This is a genomic window from Burkholderia sp. LA-2-3-30-S1-D2, assembly GCF_001523915.2.
GTDB classification, from domain to species: domain Bacteria; phylum Pseudomonadota; class Gammaproteobacteria; order Burkholderiales; family Burkholderiaceae; genus Burkholderia; species Burkholderia diffusa.
Genome location: NZ_CP013384.1, coordinates 1,617,766 through 1,635,968, shown reverse-complemented (window position 1 = coordinate 1,635,968; position 18,203 = coordinate 1,617,766). Strand labels below are relative to the sequence as shown.

Annotated in this window: 17 protein-coding genes and 1 other RNA gene; 4 read left to right on the top strand and 14 right to left on the bottom strand. The window is 66.3% G+C overall.

Annotated features, from left to right (window positions below; genetic code table 11):
• Positions 1 to 57 precede the first annotated feature (57 nt).
• The 3 genes from WS66_RS20370 to ndk form a co-directional block, all read right to left on the bottom strand.
• Complete coding sequence (locus tag WS66_RS20370) at positions 58 to 1,083, bottom strand: helix-turn-helix domain-containing protein (protein WP_059604382.1); 1,026 nt, start codon at positions 1,081 to 1,083, stop codon at positions 58 to 60.
• A gap of 136 nt (positions 1,084 to 1,219) precedes the next feature.
• Positions 1,220 to 2,359 (bottom strand): 23S rRNA (adenine(2503)-C(2))-methyltransferase RlmN, encoded by a 1,140-nt coding sequence (rlmN, locus tag WS66_RS20365; RefSeq protein WP_014896906.1) that lies wholly within the window; start codon positions 2,357 to 2,359, stop codon positions 1,220 to 1,222.
• A gap of 55 nt (positions 2,360 to 2,414) precedes the next feature.
• On the bottom strand, positions 2,415 to 2,840 hold the full coding sequence (ndk, locus tag WS66_RS20360) for a nucleoside-diphosphate kinase (protein WP_006478674.1): 426 nt from the start codon (positions 2,838 to 2,840) through the stop codon (positions 2,415 to 2,417).
• Positions 2,841 to 3,090: 250 nt separating this feature from the next.
• On the opposite strand from ndk, the gene WS66_RS20355 reads away from it, so the two are divergent.
• Positions 3,091 to 3,789: a Bax inhibitor-1/YccA family protein gene (locus WS66_RS20355; RefSeq protein ID WP_059604379.1), complete on the top strand. Its 699-nt coding sequence runs from the start codon at positions 3,091 to 3,093 to the stop codon at positions 3,787 to 3,789.
• A 65-nt stretch (positions 3,790 to 3,854) separates the two neighbouring features.
• Here the strand turns inward: WS66_RS20355 and rlmD are convergent, their stop codons facing one another.
• Positions 3,855 to 5,252, bottom strand: coding sequence for a 23S rRNA (uracil(1939)-C(5))-methyltransferase RlmD (gene rlmD / locus WS66_RS20350; protein ID WP_082728989.1), 1,398 nt, complete (start codon positions 5,250 to 5,252; stop codon positions 3,855 to 3,857).
• Between the two features lie 198 nt (positions 5,253 to 5,450).
• Between rlmD and WS66_RS20345 the strand changes: the two genes are divergently transcribed.
• On the top strand, positions 5,451 to 6,305 hold the full coding sequence (locus tag WS66_RS20345) for an endonuclease/exonuclease/phosphatase family protein (protein WP_059604373.1): 855 nt from the start codon (positions 5,451 to 5,453) through the stop codon (positions 6,303 to 6,305).
• 27 nt (positions 6,306 to 6,332) lie between these two features.
• Here the strand turns inward: WS66_RS20345 and WS66_RS20340 are convergent, their stop codons facing one another.
• The 10 genes from WS66_RS20340 to ffs all read right to left on the bottom strand — a co-directional run bounded on the left by WS66_RS20340 (position 6,333) and on the right by ffs (position 15,879).
• Positions 6,333 to 7,109, bottom strand: coding sequence for a 3'-5' exonuclease (locus WS66_RS20340; protein WP_059604370.1), 777 nt, complete (start codon positions 7,107 to 7,109; stop codon positions 6,333 to 6,335).
• Between the two features lie 3 nt (positions 7,110 to 7,112).
• A complete protein-coding gene (rpoS, locus tag WS66_RS20335; protein WP_059604367.1) occupies positions 7,113 to 8,198 on the bottom strand; it encodes an RNA polymerase sigma factor RpoS in 1,086 nt (361 codons plus the stop codon).
• A gap of 11 nt (positions 8,199 to 8,209) precedes the next feature.
• Positions 8,210 to 9,091 (bottom strand): peptidoglycan DD-metalloendopeptidase family protein, encoded by an 882-nt coding sequence (locus WS66_RS20330; RefSeq protein ID WP_059604364.1) that lies wholly within the window; start codon positions 9,089 to 9,091, stop codon positions 8,210 to 8,212.
• Positions 9,092 to 9,096: 5 nt separating this feature from the next.
• Positions 9,097 to 10,011 carry a protein-L-isoaspartate(D-aspartate) O-methyltransferase gene (locus tag WS66_RS20325; RefSeq protein WP_059604362.1) on the bottom strand — a complete coding sequence of 305 codons (915 nt, stop codon included), beginning with the start codon at positions 10,009 to 10,011 and terminating at the stop codon, positions 9,097 to 9,099.
• Positions 10,008 to 10,769 (bottom strand): 5'/3'-nucleotidase SurE, encoded by a 762-nt coding sequence (gene surE, locus WS66_RS20320; protein WP_059604358.1) that lies wholly within the window; start codon positions 10,767 to 10,769, stop codon positions 10,008 to 10,010. The genes WS66_RS20325 and surE overlap by 4 nt, the downstream gene beginning before the upstream one ends.
• A 226-nt stretch (positions 10,770 to 10,995) precedes the next feature.
• A complete protein-coding gene (locus WS66_RS20315; RefSeq protein WP_059604355.1) occupies positions 10,996 to 12,201 on the bottom strand; it encodes a CaiB/BaiF CoA transferase family protein in 1,206 nt (401 codons plus the stop codon).
• Positions 12,202 to 12,249: 48 nt separating this feature from the next.
• Positions 12,250 to 12,846 (bottom strand): recombination mediator RecR, encoded by a 597-nt coding sequence (gene recR, locus WS66_RS20310; protein ID WP_014896897.1) that lies wholly within the window; start codon positions 12,844 to 12,846, stop codon positions 12,250 to 12,252.
• Between the two features lie 49 nt (positions 12,847 to 12,895).
• Positions 12,896 to 13,222 (bottom strand): YbaB/EbfC family nucleoid-associated protein, encoded by a 327-nt coding sequence (locus WS66_RS20305; RefSeq protein ID WP_006755698.1) that lies wholly within the window; start codon positions 13,220 to 13,222, stop codon positions 12,896 to 12,898.
• Positions 13,223 to 13,316: 94 nt separating this feature from the next.
• On the bottom strand, positions 13,317 to 15,653 hold the full coding sequence (gene dnaX / locus WS66_RS20300) for a DNA polymerase III subunit gamma/tau (protein WP_059604353.1): 2,337 nt from the start codon (positions 15,651 to 15,653) through the stop codon (positions 13,317 to 13,319).
• Positions 15,654 to 15,780: 127 nt separating this feature from the next.
• Positions 15,781 to 15,879, bottom strand: an RNA gene (gene ffs, locus WS66_RS20295) — signal recognition particle sRNA small type.
• A 413-nt stretch (positions 15,880 to 16,292) separates the two neighbouring features.
• Here ffs and trxA point away from each other — a divergent pair.
• Both trxA and rho read left to right on the top strand, forming a co-directional pair.
• The gene (gene trxA, locus WS66_RS20290; protein WP_006402348.1) at positions 16,293 to 16,619 is read left to right on the top strand and encodes a thioredoxin TrxA; all 327 of its coding nucleotides are present in this window, start codon (positions 16,293 to 16,295) and stop codon (positions 16,617 to 16,619) included.
• Between the two features lie 194 nt (positions 16,620 to 16,813).
• Complete coding sequence (gene rho / locus WS66_RS20285) at positions 16,814 to 18,076, top strand: transcription termination factor Rho (protein ID WP_006478662.1); 1,263 nt, start codon at positions 16,814 to 16,816, stop codon at positions 18,074 to 18,076.
• The last annotated feature ends 127 nt before the right edge of the window (positions 18,077 to 18,203 follow it).

Here is an 18,203-nt window from a genome sequence, read left to right as displayed (position 1 = left end):
AAAAGCGCCGTGCCCTCGCGGCCTGTCCAGGACAGGCCTGCGTCACGGCGCTTGACGTCAGGGCAGCGTGAACCGCGCCACGTTACCCCGCGCTGCCGAATATTTCGCCGGATCGACGGGTTTTCCGTCGAACGCGACCGTATCAAGACCTGCCTTGTTGCCGATCGTGACCTTGAACGGCCCGTCGCCGGCGACCTGCTTCGTCTCGCCGGCCCGCACAAGCGCCGAGAACAGCTCCTTGCCGTTCTTGTCGCGCACGCTGAACCAGCAATCCTGCTTGACCTTCAGTTCGACCATGGACTGGCCTGCCGCCACCACGACGCTCGCGGGCTGCGCCGACACGGCCGCGCTGCTCGCCGCTGCCGACGCGACGATCGGTTGCGACGCAGGCACGACGGCCGTCGGGGCCGGAGCCGAAGCAACCGGAGCAGCCGACGCAACAGCCTGCGGTGCCGCGGCGGATGCTGCAACCTGCGCCGGGACGTCGTTGCCGACTGCCGTCGACGCACCGCCGGCGACCGCCTCTTCGGCGGAAGACGCCGCCGACGCGCTCGCCGCCGACGCATGTTCGGCGTCGCCGCCACTCTTGAAGCGCGCGAGCCAGCTCGACGTATCGCCGCCAGTGTGCCACATGAGTACCGCGATCACCGCGACGACAACGATCGCCGTCCCCCACAGCCACGGATGATGGCGCGACGAGCCGCCGAGCGGAATCGATACGCGGCCGCGCGGCAGATCCGTCCCCGACGACGCGGGCATCGACAGATCGACTTCGGGCACGCCGCGCTCGCGGCGCAATGCCTGTGCAAACGGCTCGGGATCGACACCGAGCATTTTCGCGTAGCTGCGCACGACGCCGAGCGCGAACGTCACGCCGGGCAAATGGCTGATGTCGCCTGCCTCAAGCGCACGCAGTTTCTGCGGGGCGACCTTGAGCCGCGCCGACACGTCGTCGACCGTCCAACCCTTCGCTTCCCGGAGCTCCGCCAGCCGGCTGCCGACGGCCGCCAGCGTTTCAAGCCCTGCCTGCGCCGGCTTCGCGGCATTCATCTCTGCGCCGTTTGTCGGCTGCGGCTCACTCATCCTTGTCCTCGCGTCGATTCTTCTTCACTGGCGGGCGCCGCCGGCTCCCGCAACCGTCCATATCATGCGCGGCGTCGAGGCGCCGCGTCCGATCGCTATTCGCGTGTTGTACCGCCAAAAGGTTCGGGCATCCCCGTCAAACCGCCCGAACTTCGATGATTTTTGCTGCTGCGCCCGTTCGCTCCGCGAGGCGCGTGCGGTCCTTCACGGCGCCGGCCAGCTGGCCGCACGCGGCGTCAATGTCGTCGCCGCGCGTCTTGCGCACGGTCGTGACGACACCCGCGTCGATGAGGACCTGTGCGAAACGTTTGATCTGCTCCGGCTTCGAGCGGATGAGGCCCGATTCCGGAAACGGATTGAACGGGATCAGATTGAACTTGCAGGGTACGTCGCGCGTGACGGCCAGCAGTTCGCGCGCATGCGCTTCGGTGTCGTTGACGCCGTCGAGCATGCAGTATTCGAAAGTAATGAAGTCGCGCGGCGCAACTTTCAGATAACGCTGGCACGCGGCCATCAGCTCGCGAAGCGGATGCTTCTTGTTGAGCGGCACCAGTTCGTCGCGCAGCGCGTCGTTCGGTGCGTGGAGCGAAACGGCGAGCGCGACCGGCAGTTCGGCGCCGAGGCGGTCCATCATCGGCACCACGCCGGACGTCGACAATGTGACGCGGCGGCGCGACAGGCCGTAGGCGTTGTCGTCGAGCATGAGCCGCATCGCGGGCACGACCGCGCTGTAATTCAGCAGCGGCTCGCCCATGCCCATCATCACCACGTTGGTGACGACCCGTTCGGCCTTGCCGTTCGGACCGGGCGCGCGACCGAGCGACGCACGCAGCGCAAATTCGGCCATCCGGAGCTGGCCGATGATTTCGGCTGTCGACAGGTTGCGGGAGAAGCCCTGCTTGCCCGTCGAGCAGAAGCGGCAGTTGACCGCACACCCGGCTTGCGACGACACGCACAACGTGCCGCGCGTCTCCTCCGGGATGAAAACGGTTTCGACCGCATTGCCGTTTCCGACGTCGATCAGCCACTTGCGCGTGCCGTCGGTGGAAACGTGATCGCTGACGATATCGGGCATCACGATCGACGCGCGGCCCTTGAGCTTTTCTCTCAGGGACTTCGCGAGGTCGGTCATGCCGTCGAAATCGCCAGCGTTGTACTGATGGATCCAGCGCTGCAACTGCTTGGCGCGGAACGGCTTCTCGCCGAGGCTGCCGCAGTACGCGACAAGACCCTCGGCATCGAAGTCGAGAAGATTGACGGAAGTTTCGCTCGTCATGATGTGCTGCCTTGCCGCGTGCGCTGAATCCTGCCTACTTGCTGTCAGCCAGGGCTTAGCGCGAGTAAACGTTCATTTCCGGGAAGAAGAACGCGATTTCGACCGCAGCCGTTTCCGCTGCGTCCGAGCCGTGCACGGCGTTCGCGTCGATGCTGTCGGCGAAGTCGGCGCGGATCGTGCCCTTTTCCGCCTTCTTCGGATCCGTCGCGCCCATCAGGTCGCGGTTCTTCAGGATCGCGCCTTCACCTTCCAGAACCTGGATCATCACCGGGCCCGAGATCATGAAATCGACGAGGTCCTTGAAGAACGGACGTGCTGCGTGAACTGCGTAGAACTTCTCTGCGTCAGCACGCGACAGGTGTGCCATGCGCGATGCGACGATCTTCAGGCCGGCGCCTTCGAAACGGCTGTAGATCTGGCCGATCACGTTCTTTGCCACCGCATCCGGCTTGATGATCGACAGGGTGCGCTCGATTGCCATAAAAACTCCAAGAAATTAAGAAGTTACAGGTTCAAATGAATCCGCTATTGTAGCACGATCCCGTGTATCATTGCGATTGAACCCTTACACGAGTGAAAGGTTCAGAATCCATATGTTTTTGCGCCGCCCTGCCATTGAAACCAAGCGGTGCGGAACGTATCTTAGCCATAGCTGCTCCGGTTTGCTGCGCCGCACACCGCGTGCGCCGAACCGGCCCGGGACGCCCACGCGTTCAATGTTAGGAGAAACCATGAACGACTATCCGTACAATTTCGGCCGCGGCGGCTCCGTCAGCACCGCGGAGGTTCGCAATCGCGTGCTGCGGAACACGTACTGGCTGCTCGCGCTGTCGATGGTGCCGACGGTGCTGGGGGCATGGGTCGGCGTCGCGACGGGCTTCTCGCTGTTCGCGGCCACCAGCCCGATGATGAGCCTGCTGGCGTTCTTCGCGATCGCGTTCGGCTTCATGTTCGCGATCGAGCGGACGAAAAACAGCGCGGCCGGCGTGTTCGTGCTGCTCGGCTTCACGTTCTTCATGGGCCTGATGCTGTCGCGCCTGCTGAGCTTCATCCTCGGCTTCTCGAACGGCCCGTCGCTGATCATGCTCGCGTTCGGGGGCACCGGCATCATCTTCGCCGCGATGGCGACGATCGCCACGGTCAGCAAGCGCGACTTCTCGGGGCTCGGCAAGTGGCTGTTCATGGGCGTGATCGCGATCCTGCTTGCCTCGGTCGCGAACATCTTCCTGCAACTGCCGGCGCTGATGCTCACCGTGTCGGTGCTCGCGATCGCGATCTTCTCGGCCTACATGCTGTTCGACGTCCAGCGCGTCGTGAACGGCGGCGAGACGAACTACATCTCGGCGACGCTTGCGATCTACCTCGATCTGTACAACGTGTTCACGAACCTGCTCGCGCTGCTCGGCATCTTCGGCGGCAACCGCAACTGACGGTCGCTAGACACCGAAAAAACCGGCCTCGTGGGCCGGTTTTTTTACGTCCACCGCCCGCCCGCTCAGTCGCGCTCGAACAGCGCGATCGATTCGACGTGCGACGTATTCGGGAACATGTTAACGACCCCGGCACCCTTCAGCCGATAGCCGGCCTCGTGCACGAGCAGGCCCGCGTCGCGCGCGAGCGTCGACGGGTTGCACGACACGTAGACGATACGCTTCGGCAGCGGGCCTTCGCCGCTCTGCGCGATTTCGGCCAGCGCCTTCGACACCGCGAGCGCGCCTTCGCGCGGCGGGTCGATCAGGAACTTGTCGAACGCGCCGAGCGCACGAAGGTCGTCGCCCGTCACCTCGAACAGGTTCCGGCACGCGAACGTCGTGTGGCCGTCGACACCGTTCTCGCGCGCATTCGCCAGCGCGCGCGTCGTCAGCGTCTCGCTGCCTTCGATGCCCATCACCTCGCGGGACAGCCGCGCGAGCGGCAGCGTGAAGTTGCCGATCCCGCAGAACAGGTCGAGCACGCGATCGTCGCGCGACGGCGCGAGCAGGCGCAGCGCGCGGCCCACCAGCACGCGGTTGATCTGATGGTTGACCTGCGTGAAGTCGGTCGGCTTGAACGGCATGCGGATGCCGAACTCCGGCAGCGTGTAGTCGAGCGGCACGTCCAGCGGATAGAACGGCGCGACCGTGTCCGGGCCCTTCGGCTGAAGCCAGAATTGCACCTTGTGCTCGTCCGCGAACGCGCGCAGCAGCGCTTCGTCATCCGCATTGATCGGCTCCAGCACGCGCAGCACCAGCGCCGTGACTTGCGAACCGACCGCGAGCTCGATCTGCGGCATCCGGTCACGGATCGACAGCCCCTCCACCAGCCGACGCAGCGGCACGAGCATCGCCGACACGTGCGGCGGCAGCACTTCGCAGCTCGTCATGTCGGCGACATAGCTGCTCTTCTTTTCATGGAATCCGACGAGCACGCCGCCCTTCTTCGCGACGTTGCGCACGGTCAGGCGCGCACGGTAGCGGTAACCCCACGACGGGCCGTGGATCGGCGCGAACATCGTCTCGGCGCGCAGCTTCGACAGGTGCCACAGGTTGTCCTCGAGCACGCGCTGCTTGATCGCCACCTGCGCACGCATGTCGAGGTGCTGCATCGAGCAGCCGCCGCAGGTGCCGAAGAATTTGCACTTCGGCTGCGTGCGCAGCACGCTTGGGCGCAGAATATCGACGACGGTCGCCTGCTCGTAGCTCGGCTTGCGGCGATAGCTCGAATAGGTCACGCGCTCCCCGGGCAGCGCGCCCTCGACGAAGATGACCTTGCCCGGCGAGCCGTCCTCGGTCGTCGTGCGGCCGACACCGCGCGCTTCCATGTCGAGCGATTCGATCTCGAGAACCGGGGCAGGCCCGGGCGCGACGGGCGCATTTTTCGATTTGCGCGCAGAAGTGGGGACGGCTTCGGACACCAGCTTTTCCTGACAAAACGTTGAAGAAGGCGAGATTGTAGACGACGAAAGCCCGCATCGCCCGCTTTCGTGGCGCAAGCGTCGATATGGATGCGCCTACCGCACCGCGTCATACAGGCACGGTCTGCCGCCGGCCCGCATGCGCGGCGTCTCGCCAGGCCACGGACGGCATAAGTTCTGCTCGCAGGAGACTCGACCATGCGACTGATCGACTGGAACGTTCAATGGGGTCGGGACGCGGACGGCGTCGTCGACCTTCCCCGCACCATCGCCGCCGCCCGCCGGCTTGGCGACTTCGACGTGTTGTGCCTGCAAGAAGTGACGCGCGGCTTCGGCGCACTGCCCGGCCGGCCGGGCCCGGACCAGTTCGCCGAACTGGCGGCGTTGCTGCCCGGCTATGCGATCGTCGACGCGATCGGCGCCGACCTGCCGGCGCTGGAACCCGGCGCGCCGCGTCGCCAGTTCGGCAATGCGATCGCGACCCGGCTGCCCGTCCGGCGCGTGCTGCGCCACCTGCTGCCGTGGCCGGCCGACGCGGGCGCGCCATCGATGCCGCGTGTCGCACTCGACGTCGAGCTGGTGACGCCACCGGGCCCGCTGCGGGTCGTCACGACGCACCTCGAATACTATTCGGCGCGCCAGCGACTCGCGCAGGTCGATGCGTTGCGCGATCGGCACCGAGAGGCCTGCGCCCACGCGGACCGGCCCGCGCCGGCGGAAAATGCGACGGGGCCGTTCAGCGCGACCGACCAGCCGTGCGACGCGATCGTCTGCGGCGATTTCAACAGCGCGTTCGGCAGCGATGCGTACCGGCGCATGCTGGCGCCGATCGCCGACGCGCCGCCGTTCGTCGATGCGTGGATTGCCCGCCACCCGGGCTGCACGCCGCCGCCGACTGCCGGCGTCTACGACACGGCGCAATGGTCGGAAGGGCCGCTCGCATGCGATTTCGTGTTCGTGACCGATACGCTACTGCCACGCGTCACGCACTGCGAGATCGACGGCGACGTGCGCGCGTCGGATCACCAGCCGATCGTGCTCGAACTCGATTGATCGCTGCCGCGGCGCGAGCCTCCCGCGTTACGCGTCGAAACCGGCCAGGTATTCGGCCCAATGCGACGCGGGCTCCTGTGCCAGCGCGTTCTTCACGAGCAGGATCTCGTCAGCATACTCGCTCGGCGTCAGGCCGCCGCGCATCAGCTGGAACCGGCAATACAGCAGGTAAGTATTGACGACGTCGGTTTCGCAATAGTTGCGGATTTCCTCGATCCGGCCGTCCTGGAACGCGGGCCACACCTGGCTGCCGTCCATCCCGAGCTTGCCCGGAAAGCCGCACAGCTTCGCGAGCGCGTCGAGCGGCGCATTCGCGCGCGCCTGATACATCGCGAGCACGTCCATCAGATCGGTGTGTCGCGAGTGATAGCGCGAGATGTAGTTGTTCCACTTGAATTCGCGGTCGTCCTCGCCCAGATCCCAGTAGCGCGTCGCGGGGATCCCGTGCACGAGCGCACGGTAATGGAGCACCGGCAGATCGAAGCCGCCGCCGTTCCACGACACGAGCTGCGGCGTGTATTTCTCGATCACGCGATAGAACGACTGGACCAGCGTCGCCTCGTTGTCCTGGGGCGTGCCCAGCGAGCGCACGCGAAAACCATTGTTGTCGCGGAACACGCAGGAAATCGCCGCGATGCGCTGCAGGTGATGCGGCAGGAAATCGCTGCCGGTCTTTTCGCGGCGCGCGGCGAACGCATGTTCGGCCACCGCGGCATCGTCGAGCGTCGCGGGCAGGTCTTCCAGACGGCGAATGCCGTCGACATCGGGAATGGTCTCGATGTCAAAAACGAGAATCGGAGTCATCAGTTACAGAACGGCGTCCTTGCGCACGCCGTTGGAGGCAAAGAACCGCTTGAGGCGCACCAGCGCTTCCTGCTGGATCTGCCGCACCCGCTCGCGCGTGAGCCCCATCTCGTCGGCCAGCTCCTCGAGCGTGGCCGGTTCGATGTGGTTCAGGCCGAAGCGGCGCTCGATCACGTGCCGATGCTTGTCGGACAGCCGCGACAGCCACGCGCGCGTGAGCGTCTCGAGTTCGCGGTGCTGCACCTCGGCGTCGGGCGACTGGCTCTGGTCGTCGGGCAGCAGGTCGAGCAGGCTGCTCGCGGGATCGAGATCGAGCGGTGCGTCGAGCGACGCGGTGTGCTCGTTGAGCGCGAGGATGTCGGTGACTTCCTCGGCGGTCTTGCCGGTGAGATAGGCGATGTCGTCGATGCTGGCTTCGCGGCGCTCGGCCGCCTCGCCCGTCGACATCGAATTCTTTTCGAGGTGGCGCTTCGCGCGCAGCACCTGGTTCAGTTCGCGGATCACGTGCACGGGCAGGCGCACGGTGCGCGCCTGGTTCATGATCGCCCGTTCGATGCTCTGGCGGATCCACCACGTCGCGTAGGTCGAGAAACGAAAGCCGCGCGTCGGGTCGAATTTCTCGATCGCGTGCATCAGGCCGAGGTTGCCTTCCTCGATCAGGTCGAGCAACGGCACGCCGCGGTTCAGGTAACCCTTCGCGATGCTGACGACGAGACGCAGGTTGCGCTCGATCATCACCTGCCGCGCCTCGAATTCGCCGGCCTTCGCGAGACGCGAATAGCGCTGCTCCTCCTCGACGGTCAGGAGTGGCTTCACGCTGATGCGATTCAGGTAATGCTGGATCGTGTCGGCCGTGAGTTCGGCCTGCAGCAATGCGCGGAAATCGTCGACGTCGGGCGCGGCTTCCGCACGGCCTTCGCGCTCGTCGTCGCCGTCCGCTTCGGCGTCGCGTGCCTCGAGATCACGTTCGTTTTCCGCGACGTCGTCTTCGTCGTCCGTCGAAGCGCCAGCTCGCTCCACCGATGCTTGCGTGGCACGACTGATCTTCTCAGATTCGGCTTGCGGCTCGTGGCGCTTCGATTTCGGCATGGTCGTCTCGGTTATTGAGGCGGCAAATACTTCAGCGGATCGACAGGTTTACCCTGCCGGCGAACCTCGAAATGCAGCATCACGCGGTCGGCATCGCTGTTACCCATCTCGGCGATCTTTTGCCCCTTCGTTACCGCGTCCCCCTCTTTTACCATCAAAGCGCGATTGTGTGCATACGCCGTGAGGTAAGTTGCATCGTGTTTGATGATAATGAGATTGCCGTAGCCACGCAGGCCGTTGCCCGAGTAGACGACGCGGCCGTCGGCCGCCGCCTTCACGGCCTCGCCGGACGTGCCGCCGATATTGACGCCCTTGTTCTTCGCGTCGTCGAAACCGTTCAGTACCGGGCCGCGCACGGGCCATGCAAACGTCACGGGGCCGCTCGGCGCCGCGGCCGTATCGCTCGATGCGGCGGCAGCCGGCGGCGTGACCGTGGACGACGAGCCTGCAGCCGGCGTCGCGGGACCGCTGCTGAGCGGTGCGGTCGCGACGGCGGCGCCTGCGATCGGCGCGGCAGCCGGCGAGCCTGCAACCGCGGCACCGCCCGGCGGCGCGACGCGCAGCAGTTGGTCGACTTCGATCTGGTTCGGGTTCGCCAGGTTGTTCCACGCGGCGATGTCGCGATAGTTCTGCCCGTTTTCGAGCGCGATCCGGTACAGCGTATCGCCCGGTTTCACACGGTAGAAGCCGGGCGGCGGCGGGCCGAGCGGCACCGCCGGCTGGGCGGCGGTGGTCGTGCCGAGCGTTCCGGAGCGGTCGACGACGGGCGCGTTGTCGAGCCGCGTCGCACAGGCGGCCAGTAGCGTGGAGAACGCAGCCACACAGATCGCGCGCTGGGCGAACGTGAGCGGTTCCCTGGTTCGGTTGTTTTGCATCGCGCGCAACATACTCATCGGTTTCAAATCACTCCGGATTTTAAAGGGACAAAGAAAACGCGATCAAGCCGTGACTCCCGCCATTGCGCGTGCGCGACGCGCTCGACAAGCGTGAGCACCTGAGGCTGCCCGCTCTGCGCGCCGACAGGCGCGACGAGCCGCCCGCCGATCGCGAGTTGCTCAAGCAGCGCCTGTGGCACGTCGAGCCCCGCCGCAGCGATCACGATCGCGTCGAACGGGCCCGCGGACGGCAGACCGACACGCCCGTCGCCGTAATGCAGACGGATGTTCGGCACGCGCAGCGGCCGCAGGTTCAGCTTTGCGCGCTCGTAGAGCGGCTTGATGCGTTCAATCGAATACACGTCGCGTGCCACGTGACTCAGCACCGCGGCCTGGTAGCCGCAACCGGTGCCGATCTCGAGGACGCGCTCGAGCGTGCGGCCGGCCATCGCGAGCTCGATCATGCGCGCGACGACCGACGGCTTTGAAATCGTTTGCTGGTGACCGATCGGCAGCGCGGCATCCTCATAGGCCTGCGTCGCGAGCCCCGGATCCACGAACATGTGACGCGGCACCGCGGCCATCGCATCCAGCACGCGCGCGTCGGTCACGCCGCTCGCCCGCAGGCGTTCGACCATGCGCTCGCGCACACGTTCCGACGTCAGCGCGAACGCACCGGCCGGCGCGACGCTCGGCGCAGCCGGCTTCAGCGCGGTCGGTTTCGGCGCGGTCGCCGGCTTCGCGGCGGTCGTGCCCGGCACCGGGCGGGCGACGCCCGTCTTCACCGCCACCGGCTTCAGCACGGCGGTGGACTTGTCGACGGCCTTCGGCACCGCGCCCGCCGCATGGCGTTCGCCGGCCCGGCCTTCCGATTTGCGTGGCGCTCGCTTGAGATCTTCGAGCACGAGCGGAAACCGCTTCGCGCGCTCGCCGCTCATGAAGCCCGCCCTCCTGCGCGCACCCATTCGCGCGTTGCGGGCAGCATTTGCGTATGCGTGAGATCGAGCTGCAGCGGGGTGATCGATACGAAACCGTTTGCGACGGCGTGGAAATCGGTGCCTTCGCTCGCGTCCAGCGCGGCACCCGCGGCACCGATCCAGTAGACCGGCTCGCCGCGCGGGTCGGTCTGGCGAATCACCGGCTGGGACGGGTGACGCTTGCCGAGGCGCGTGACCTGCCAGCCTTTCAGTTCCCCATACGGCAGATTCGGGATATTGACGTTCAGCAGCGGCTGACCGGGCAGCGGATGCGCGAGATAGTGTTCGACGATTTCCGCGGCGACGCGCGCCGCATCCGTCAGATGCGCCCAGCCCTTCTCGGCCAGCGAAAACGCGATGGCCGGTACGCCGAACATGATGCCTTCGGTGGCGGCCGCAACGGTCCCTGAATAGAGCGTGTCTTCGCCCATGTTCTGGCCGTTGTTGATCCCGGACACGACGAGGTCGGGCCTCGCGTCGGCCATCCCCGTCAACGCGACGTGCACCGAATCGGTCGGCGTGCCATTCACGTAGAAGAAACCCGTATTCGTCGCGCGCTGCACCGACAGCGGCCGCGACAGCGTGAGGGAATTCGATGCGCCGCTGCAGTTCTGCTCGGGCGCGATCACCGTGAGGTCGGCCAGCGGCTGCAGCGCGTCGCTGAGCGCGGCGAGACCGGGGGCGAGATAGCCGTCGTCGTTGCTGAGTAGGATTCGCATCCGGCGATTGTAACCGAGGAAAGATGGCGCGAGAGCGACAGTCAGGCGGCTGCGGACGGGCCTGCATGCACGACGCGTGCGCGGTGCGCCGCCGCATTGCACGGCGGCGTTCCGCGGGCGCGAGACAACGTTGTGCCGCCCGGCGTTTCCCGCCCCAAAGCGTGCCGCCCCTCGGAAGAGGCCGCCCTCGCGGAAGCCCGACGCGAAGCGCCCGGCCTTGGGGCACTCAGATCGCGCCGGCCTCGCGCAGCGCGGCGATCGCCTGTGCGTCGTAGCCGAGGCCGCGCAGCACCTCGTCCGTATGCTCGCCGAGTTCGGGCCCGAGCCAGCGCGTTTCGCCCGGCGTGTCGGACAACTTCGGCGTGATGTTCGGCAGCGGAATGTCGGTGCCGTCGGCCAGTTTGAAGCGCTGGATCATCTGCCGCGCGACGAACTGCGGATCGGTGAACATGTCGGCGGCGCTGTAGATGCGCCCGGCGGGCACGTCCGCCGCGTTGAGCACGGCAAGCGCCTCGTCGATCGTGCGCGGCGCGAGCCACGCGGCGATCGCATCGTCAATCTCCTGCGTGCGCGGCACGCGGCCGTCGTTCCGTGCAAGCGCCGGATCGCCGGCGAGATCGTCGCGTTCGATCGCCTTCATCAGCCGCTTGAAGATCGGGTCGCTGTTGCCGCCGATCACGATGCTGCCGTCGCGGCACGCGTAGGTGTTCGACGGCACGATGCCCGGCAGCGACGCGCCGGTGCGCTCGCGCACCATCCCGTACACGCCGTACTCGGGCACCACGCTTTCCATCATGTTGAACACCGCTTCATACAGCGCGACGTCGACCACCTGCCCCGCGCCGCCGTTCACCTTGCGGTGGTGAAGTGCCATCAGCCCGCCGATCACGCCATGCAGCGCGGCGATCGAGTCGCCGATCGAGATGCCGATGCGCGGCGGCGGCAGGTCCGGATAGCCGGTGATGTGGCGCAACCCGCCCATCGATTCGGCGATCGCGCCGAAACCCGGCCGGTCGCGGTACGGGCCCGTCTGCCCGTAGCCGGACAGGCGCACCATCACGAGACCGGGGTTGTCGGCCGACAGCACGTCGTAGCCGAGCCCGAGCTTCTCGAGCAGGCCCGGGCGGAAGTTTTCGATCACGATGTCGGCCTCGCGCGCGAGCTGCCGCGCGATCGTCTTGCCGGCATCGGATTTCAGGTTGAGGGTGACCGATTTCTTGTTGCGGGCCTGGACCGACCACCACAGCGACGTACCGCCCTGCTCCGGATGCAGCTTGCGCCACTTGCGCAGCGGGTCGCCGCCGTTCGGATCCTCGATCTTGATCACTTCCGCGCCGAATTCGCCGAAGAGGCGCGACGCGAACGGCCCCGCGATCAGCGTCCCGAATTCGAGCACTTTGACGCCCGCGAGGGGGCCCTGACTGGCGCTCATGTGTCTCCCTGACATGAGGAACGGCGCCGCCGGCCGGCGGCGCCCGGCTTACATCGTGCGGCGGTCGAGCATCGCGCGGGCGATCGTGCCCGCGTCGACGTATTCGAGCTCGCCGCCCACCGGCACGCCACGCGCGAGGCGCGTGACCGCAAGCCCGCGCGCCTTCAGCGTCTGGCCGAGGTAGTGCGCGGTGGCCTCGCCCTCGTTCGTGAAGTTGGTCGCAAGCACGACCTCCTTGACGATCCCGTCGGACGCGCGCCGCACGAGGCGGTCGAAATGGATTTCCTTCGGGCCGATTCCGTCGAGCGGGCTCAGCCGCCCCATCAGCACGAAATACAGCCCGCGATACGTCATCGTCTGCTCGAGCATGATCTGGTCGGCCGGTGTCTCGACGACGCACAGCAACGTCGGATCACGCTCCTCGTCGCTGCACACCTCGCAGATCTGCGCTTCCGTGAACGTATTGCACTTCTCGCAGTGCTGCAGGTGCTCGGTCGCGAACAGCAGCGACCGGCCGAGCCGCTCCGCGCCCTCCCGATCGTGCTGCATCAGGTGGTACGCCATGCGCTGCGCGGATTTCGGCCCGACGCCGGGCAATACGCGCAACGCTTCGACGAGGGCGGACAGGGCGGACGGCTGTTTCATACGGCGGCTGAAAGCAGAACGAGCTGATCGGACTAAACGGACGCTGCGCTCAGAACGGCAGCTTGAAGCCCGGGGGCAGCGGCAGGCCGGACGTCATGCCGCTCATCTTTTCCTGCGACGTCGCCTCGGCCTTGCGCACGGCATCGTTGAACGCTGCCGCGACCAGATCCTCGAGCATGTCCTTGTCGTCCGCGAGGAGGCTCGGGTCGATCGCCACGCGACGCACTTCGTTGCGGCAGGTCATCGTCACCTTGACGAGCCCGGCACCCGACTGCCCTTCGACTTCGATCTGCGCAAGCTGCTCCTGCATCTTCTTCATGTTTTCCTGCATTTGCTGCGCTTGCTTCATCAGTCCGGCGAGGTTGCCTTTCAACATGGGAATACTCCTTCTTGATCGTGTGAAAACCGGCACGCGGCGCGCGCCGGTCAATATGTGCGGGCGTGATTGTGCCTGTCGCGGCGCGATTCGTTCAATGCAGCGTCGGGGATGTGCCGTCGGGCGCCAAATCGGCGAGCGGCCGCACCGAGCCTTCGACGATACGCGCCCCGAAGTCACGCACGAGTTGCTGGACGAACGGATCGCCATGGATGTCCTGCTCGGCCTCGCGCTGGCGTGCCGCACGCGCGGCCGCATCCAGCGCCGCCGCGGTGCGCCGCGCGGGCCCGACCTCGACCTCGACCTCGACGGGCTTGCCGAGCGCGTCGGCCAGGGCGGCCTTCAGTTTCGCGACCTGGGCGGCGTCCGCGTACTGCGGCACCGGCACGGACAGTTTCAACGTCGTCGCGTCGACGGCCGTCAGCTCGCTGTTGAACGCGAGCTGATACGCGACGCCCTTCAGCGGCAACCGTGCGGCCAGCGCCGGCCATTCGCCGTCGAAGCCGACCGGGTCGAGCGCGATCGCGGGCGGCAGCGGGCGCGTGTCGACCGGTGCGGACGGACGCGCCTCCGCCGCCTTCGGCGCAATGCGCACGTCATCGGGGCCGCTGTCGAATACAGGCACGAAGCCGTCGTCCGCCGCACCGCCGAACATCTCGTCGGCGCTGAGCGGCACGTATTCGTCCGGCGGAATGTCTTCCCACGGCGGCGGAGCCTGGCGCGTGTCGGCTGGCTGCGGCGCGCGTGCCGCCGCGCGCGGCGTCGGCACCTGCGCGGCAGGTCGCGATGCCGCCGGTTTCTCCGGGGCCGGCTGGGCCGCCGCCGGTTTCGACGCGCCGCCCGCCCGCGAACGGTCGGACGACACGCGCATGCCGGCATTGCGTAGCACGTCGAGTGCGGCAGCCGCACCGCCGCGGGCCGCCGGGCGCGCGACGGGCTCGGCCGGCGCGGCACGCGGCGCCTGTTCGGCAGCCGGCGCTGGTTCGTCGTTGCGCGTGGCGGCAGCAGGCAATTCGGGTTCGTTGCGGACAGCGGGCAGCGCATCGCTCGCCGGTGCTGCCTGCGGTGCCGGGTTTGCTTCCGGCTGCGGCGCTGCGGTTGCAGCCGCTGCCGGCGTCGAAACAGGCTTCACGGCGGGCGAAGTCACCGCTTCGTCAGACCGGGCCGGCGACGGACGCGCAGCGGGCGCGACCGGAGCGGCCGCTTGCGGGCGTGCTGCGCCCGCGGCGGCTGCCTGTTCCGAAGACGGCTTGGGCGCCGCCGACGCGGCGGCTGCCACACGCGGCGCAGCCGCGGGTACGGCACGCGGCACGGCCGGCTGACCGCCCGGCGCACTGCCGGCGCCGACGGCCGGCTCGAACGCGAGCATCCGCAGCAGCGTCATTGTGAAGCCGGCGTATTCGTCCGGCGCAAGGCCGAGCTCCGCGCGTCCGACCGTCGCGATCTGATAGAACAGTTGAACCTGCTCGGGGCTCAGCGTCTCCGCGAAGCGGCGCAGGTCGGCCGCTTCCGGCCATTCGTCGAGAACCGAGCCCGGCGCGAACTGCGCCCACGCGATCCGGTGCAGCAGGCTCGCAAGGTCCTGCAGCGAGGTGGAAAAAGACAGGCTGCGCAGCGACATCTCGTCGGCGATCGCGAGAATCTCCGGGCCGTTGCCGGCCGCGAGCGCATCGAGCAGGCGCACCATGTAGGTCTGGTCGAGCGCGCCGAGCATGCCCGACACAGCCGATTCGGTCACTTCGTTCGCCGAATACGCGATCGCCTGGTCGGTCAGCGACAGCGCATCGCGCATGCTGCCCTGCGCGGCGCGCGCGAGCAGGCGCAGCGCCTGCTGCTCGAACGAGATCCGCTCTTCGCCGAGGATCCGTTCGAGATGCGACACGATGTGCCCGGCCGGCATCTGCTTCAGGTTGAACTGCAGGCAGCGCGACAGCACCGTGACGGGAATCTTCTGCGGATCGGTCGTCGCGAGGATGAACTTGACGTGCGGCGGCGGCTCCTCGAGCGTCTTCAGCATCGCGTTGAACGCGTGATTCGTCAGCATGTGCACTTCGTCGATCATGTAGACCTTGAAGCGCGCATCGACGGGCGCGTACACCGCGCGCTCGAGCAGCGCGGCCATTTCGTCGACGCCGCGGTTGCTCGCCGCGTCCATTTCGACGTAATCGACGAAGCGGCCTTCGTCGATCTCGCGGCACGCGCGGCACACACCGCACGGCTGCGACGTGACGCCGGTTTCGCAGTTGAGTGCCTTCGCGAAGATCCGCGACAGCGTCGTCTTGCCGACGCCGCGGGTTCCGGTAAACAGATAGGCGTGATGGAGACGCCCGCCGTCGAGCGCGTGCGTGAGCGCCCTGACGACGTGCTCCTGGCCGACGAGCGAAGCGAAATCCTTCGGACGCCACTTGCGTGCGAGAACTTGATAGGTCATCGGGAAATTGTATCAGTAACGCTGCGTCGCGCCGACACGTGAAACGGTGCGGAAGACGGGCAATGCGCAGGTAGAACGGAGAATGACGCAGAAATAAAAAACGCCCGGCGAACGGGGCGAGAGGAAAGGTGACGAGCCCGACCCTCGGCACTGGCGGAAAACGATTGTGGCTGCTTCGTTCCCGACCTGACCAGGTTCACCGCCCCACCATGCGAGGAGGCCCGTCACGGCATATTCTATCACCGCTTCCGGCCGAATGCGACCGTTTGTTCGCAACAAGGCCAAGGATCGAGCAAACCGACGCGCGTGCGGGCTCTCCGATCCGGCGCGAACCCGCGGTCATATATCGTGACGCTTCTGACTCTTGTATTTTGCGCGCCGGCCTCCACGTTCGGGACACAACGGTCAAACGGCGCGTCGTACCCCTACTCGCGTAGCGGCTACTATCGCCGCCCGCAGCAGATAGCAATTTAGGCTAATATGACGCCCGAACGACCCGCGAGCCGCGCCAAGCAGCGCTTACGCCCTTCCTTCCGGAGAGGGGAGTGAACTGCGGCAGCGGCCGGCAGCCGACAAGGCCGCCGGAGCGCCGCAACGCGCCGAGCAGGCAGTCCCCGAACCGTAAGAGGTATTGACCCAATGAGCGAACAGATCAAACACATCAGCGACGCATCGTTCGAACAGGACGTCGTCAAATCCGACAAGCCCGTGCTCGTCGACTTCTGGGCCGAATGGTGCGGCCCGTGCAAGATGATCGCCCCGATCCTCGACGAAGTCGCGAAGGATTACGGCGACAAACTGCAGATCGCGAAGATCAACGTCGACGACAACCAGGCAACGCCTGCGAAGTTCGGCGTGCGCGGCATCCCGACGCTGATCCTGTTCAAGAACGGCGCGGCCGCCGCGCAGAAGGTCGGCGCGCTGTCGAAGTCGCAGCTCACCGCATTCCTGGACAGCCACCTGTAATACCGGCTGTTCCGCGGACGTGTTGTCAACCGACAACACGTCCGCCGTCAAGCCGCCGATCGGCCGCTCAGGCGCGAATCGGCGTATGCTAGAATCAAAAAACGTCTACAAGACGCATTAAGTCTCAGAGCGCTTCCGCTCGCCCTCCTCCCTTATTTCTTTTCGTCGCATCTCCTCCCTGGCGGGTTCTCCGTATGCATTTATCCGAGCTCAAGTCTCTGCACGTGTCCGAACTGATCGAAATGGCCAATGGCCTGGAGATCGAAAACGCGAACCGCCTGCGCAAGCAGGAATTGATGTTCGCCATTCTCAAAAAGCGCGCCAAGACGGGAGAGACGATCTTCGGCGACGGCACGCTCGAAGTGCTGCCGGACGGTTTCGGCTTCCTGCGCTCGCCGGAAATGTCGTACCTCGCGAGCACCGACGACATCTATATCAGCCCGTCGCAGATCCGCCGCTTCAACCTGCACACCGGCGACACCATCGAAGGTGAAGTCCGCACGCCGAAGGACGGCGAGCGCTACTTCGCGCTGGTGAAGGTCGACAAAGTCAACGGGCAGCCGCCCGAGGCCTCGAAACACAAGATCATGTTCGAGAACCTCACGCCGCTGCACCCGAACAAGCCGCTGTCGCTCGAACGCGAAATGCGCGGCGAAGAGAACGTCACGGGCCGCATCATCGACATGATCGCGCCGATCGGCAAGGGCCAGCGCGGCCTGCTCGTCGCGTCGCCGAAGTCGGGCAAGACCGTGATGCTCCAGCACATCGCACATGCGATCAAGCAGAACCATCCCGACGTCATCCTGTTCGTGCTGCTGATCGACGAGCGCCCTGAAGAAGTGACCGAAATGCAGCGCTCGGTCGCCGGCGAAGTGATCGCTTCGACGTTCGACGAACCGGCCACGCGTCACGTGCAGGTCGCCGAAATGGTGATCGAGAAGGCCAAGCGCCTCGTCGAAATGAAGCACGACGTCGTGATCCTGCTCGACTCGATCACGCGTCTCGCACGTGCGTACAACACCGTGATCCCGGCGTCGGGCAAGGTGCTGACGGGCGGTGTCGACGCGAACGCGCTGCAGCGCCCGAAGCGCTTCTTCGGCGCGGCGCGCAACATCGAGGAAGGCGGCTCGCTGACCATCATCGGCACCGCGCTGATCGAAACCGGCAGCCGCATGGACGACGTGATCTACGAAGAGTTCAAGGGCACCGGCAACATGGAAGTACACCTCGAGCGCCGTCTCGCGGAAAAGCGCGTCTATCCGTCGATCAACCTGAACAAGTCGGGCACGCGCCGCGAAGAAATGCTGATCAAGCCCGAGATCCTTCAAAAGATCTGGGTGCTGCGCAAGTTCATCCATGACATGGACGAAGTCGAGGCGATGGAATTCCTGCTCGACAAGATCCGCCAGACGAAGAGCAACTCCGAGTTCTTCGACCTGATGCGCCGCGGCGGCTGATCGCCCCCGCACCGCAACGAACGGCTGCCCGCGCATTTCGCCCGGCAGCCGTTTTTTCACGTCAACCTGAACGTGAACGTACAGGTTGATCTATAATCGCGCCATCGCCCCAACCGAAGCCGCGCCA

Coding starts and splice junctions, on each gene's coding strand:
- WS66_RS20370 (WP_059604382.1), bottom strand. CDS start 1,083: ATGAGTGAGCCGCAGCCGACAAACGGCGCAGAGATGAATGCCGCGAAG.
- WS66_RS20305 (WP_006755698.1), bottom strand. CDS start 13,222: ATGTTGAAAGGCAACCTCGCCGGACTGATGAAGCAAGCGCAGCAAATG.
- surE (WP_059604358.1), bottom strand. CDS start 10,769: ATGCGAATCCTACTCAGCAACGACGACGGCTATCTCGCCCCCGGTCTC.
- WS66_RS20355 (WP_059604379.1), top strand. CDS start 3,091: ATGAACGACTATCCGTACAATTTCGGCCGCGGCGGCTCCGTCAGCACC.
- WS66_RS20330 (WP_059604364.1), bottom strand. CDS start 9,091: ATGAGTATGTTGCGCGCGATGCAAAACAACCGAACCAGGGAACCGCTC.
- rho (WP_006478662.1), top strand. CDS start 16,814: ATGCATTTATCCGAGCTCAAGTCTCTGCACGTGTCCGAACTGATCGAA.
- rpoS (WP_059604367.1), bottom strand. CDS start 8,198: ATGCCGAAATCGAAGCGCCACGAGCCGCAAGCCGAATCTGAGAAGATC.
- dnaX (WP_059604353.1), bottom strand. CDS start 15,653: ATGACCTATCAAGTTCTCGCACGCAAGTGGCGTCCGAAGGATTTCGCT.
- rlmN (WP_014896906.1), bottom strand. CDS start 2,359: ATGACGAGCGAAACTTCCGTCAATCTTCTCGACTTCGATGCCGAGGGT.
- WS66_RS20315 (WP_059604355.1), bottom strand. CDS start 12,201: ATGAGCGCCAGTCAGGGCCCCCTCGCGGGCGTCAAAGTGCTCGAATTC.
- WS66_RS20325 (WP_059604362.1), bottom strand. CDS start 10,011: ATGAGCGGCGAGCGCGCGAAGCGGTTTCCGCTCGTGCTCGAAGATCTC.
- WS66_RS20340 (WP_059604370.1), bottom strand. CDS start 7,109: ATGACTCCGATTCTCGTTTTTGACATCGAGACCATTCCCGATGTCGAC.
- recR (WP_014896897.1), bottom strand. CDS start 12,846: ATGAAACAGCCGTCCGCCCTGTCCGCCCTCGTCGAAGCGTTGCGCGTA.
- ndk (WP_006478674.1), bottom strand. CDS start 2,840: ATGGCAATCGAGCGCACCCTGTCGATCATCAAGCCGGATGCGGTGGCA.
- WS66_RS20345 (WP_059604373.1), top strand. CDS start 5,451: ATGCGACTGATCGACTGGAACGTTCAATGGGGTCGGGACGCGGACGGC.
- trxA (WP_006402348.1), top strand. CDS start 16,293: ATGAGCGAACAGATCAAACACATCAGCGACGCATCGTTCGAACAGGAC.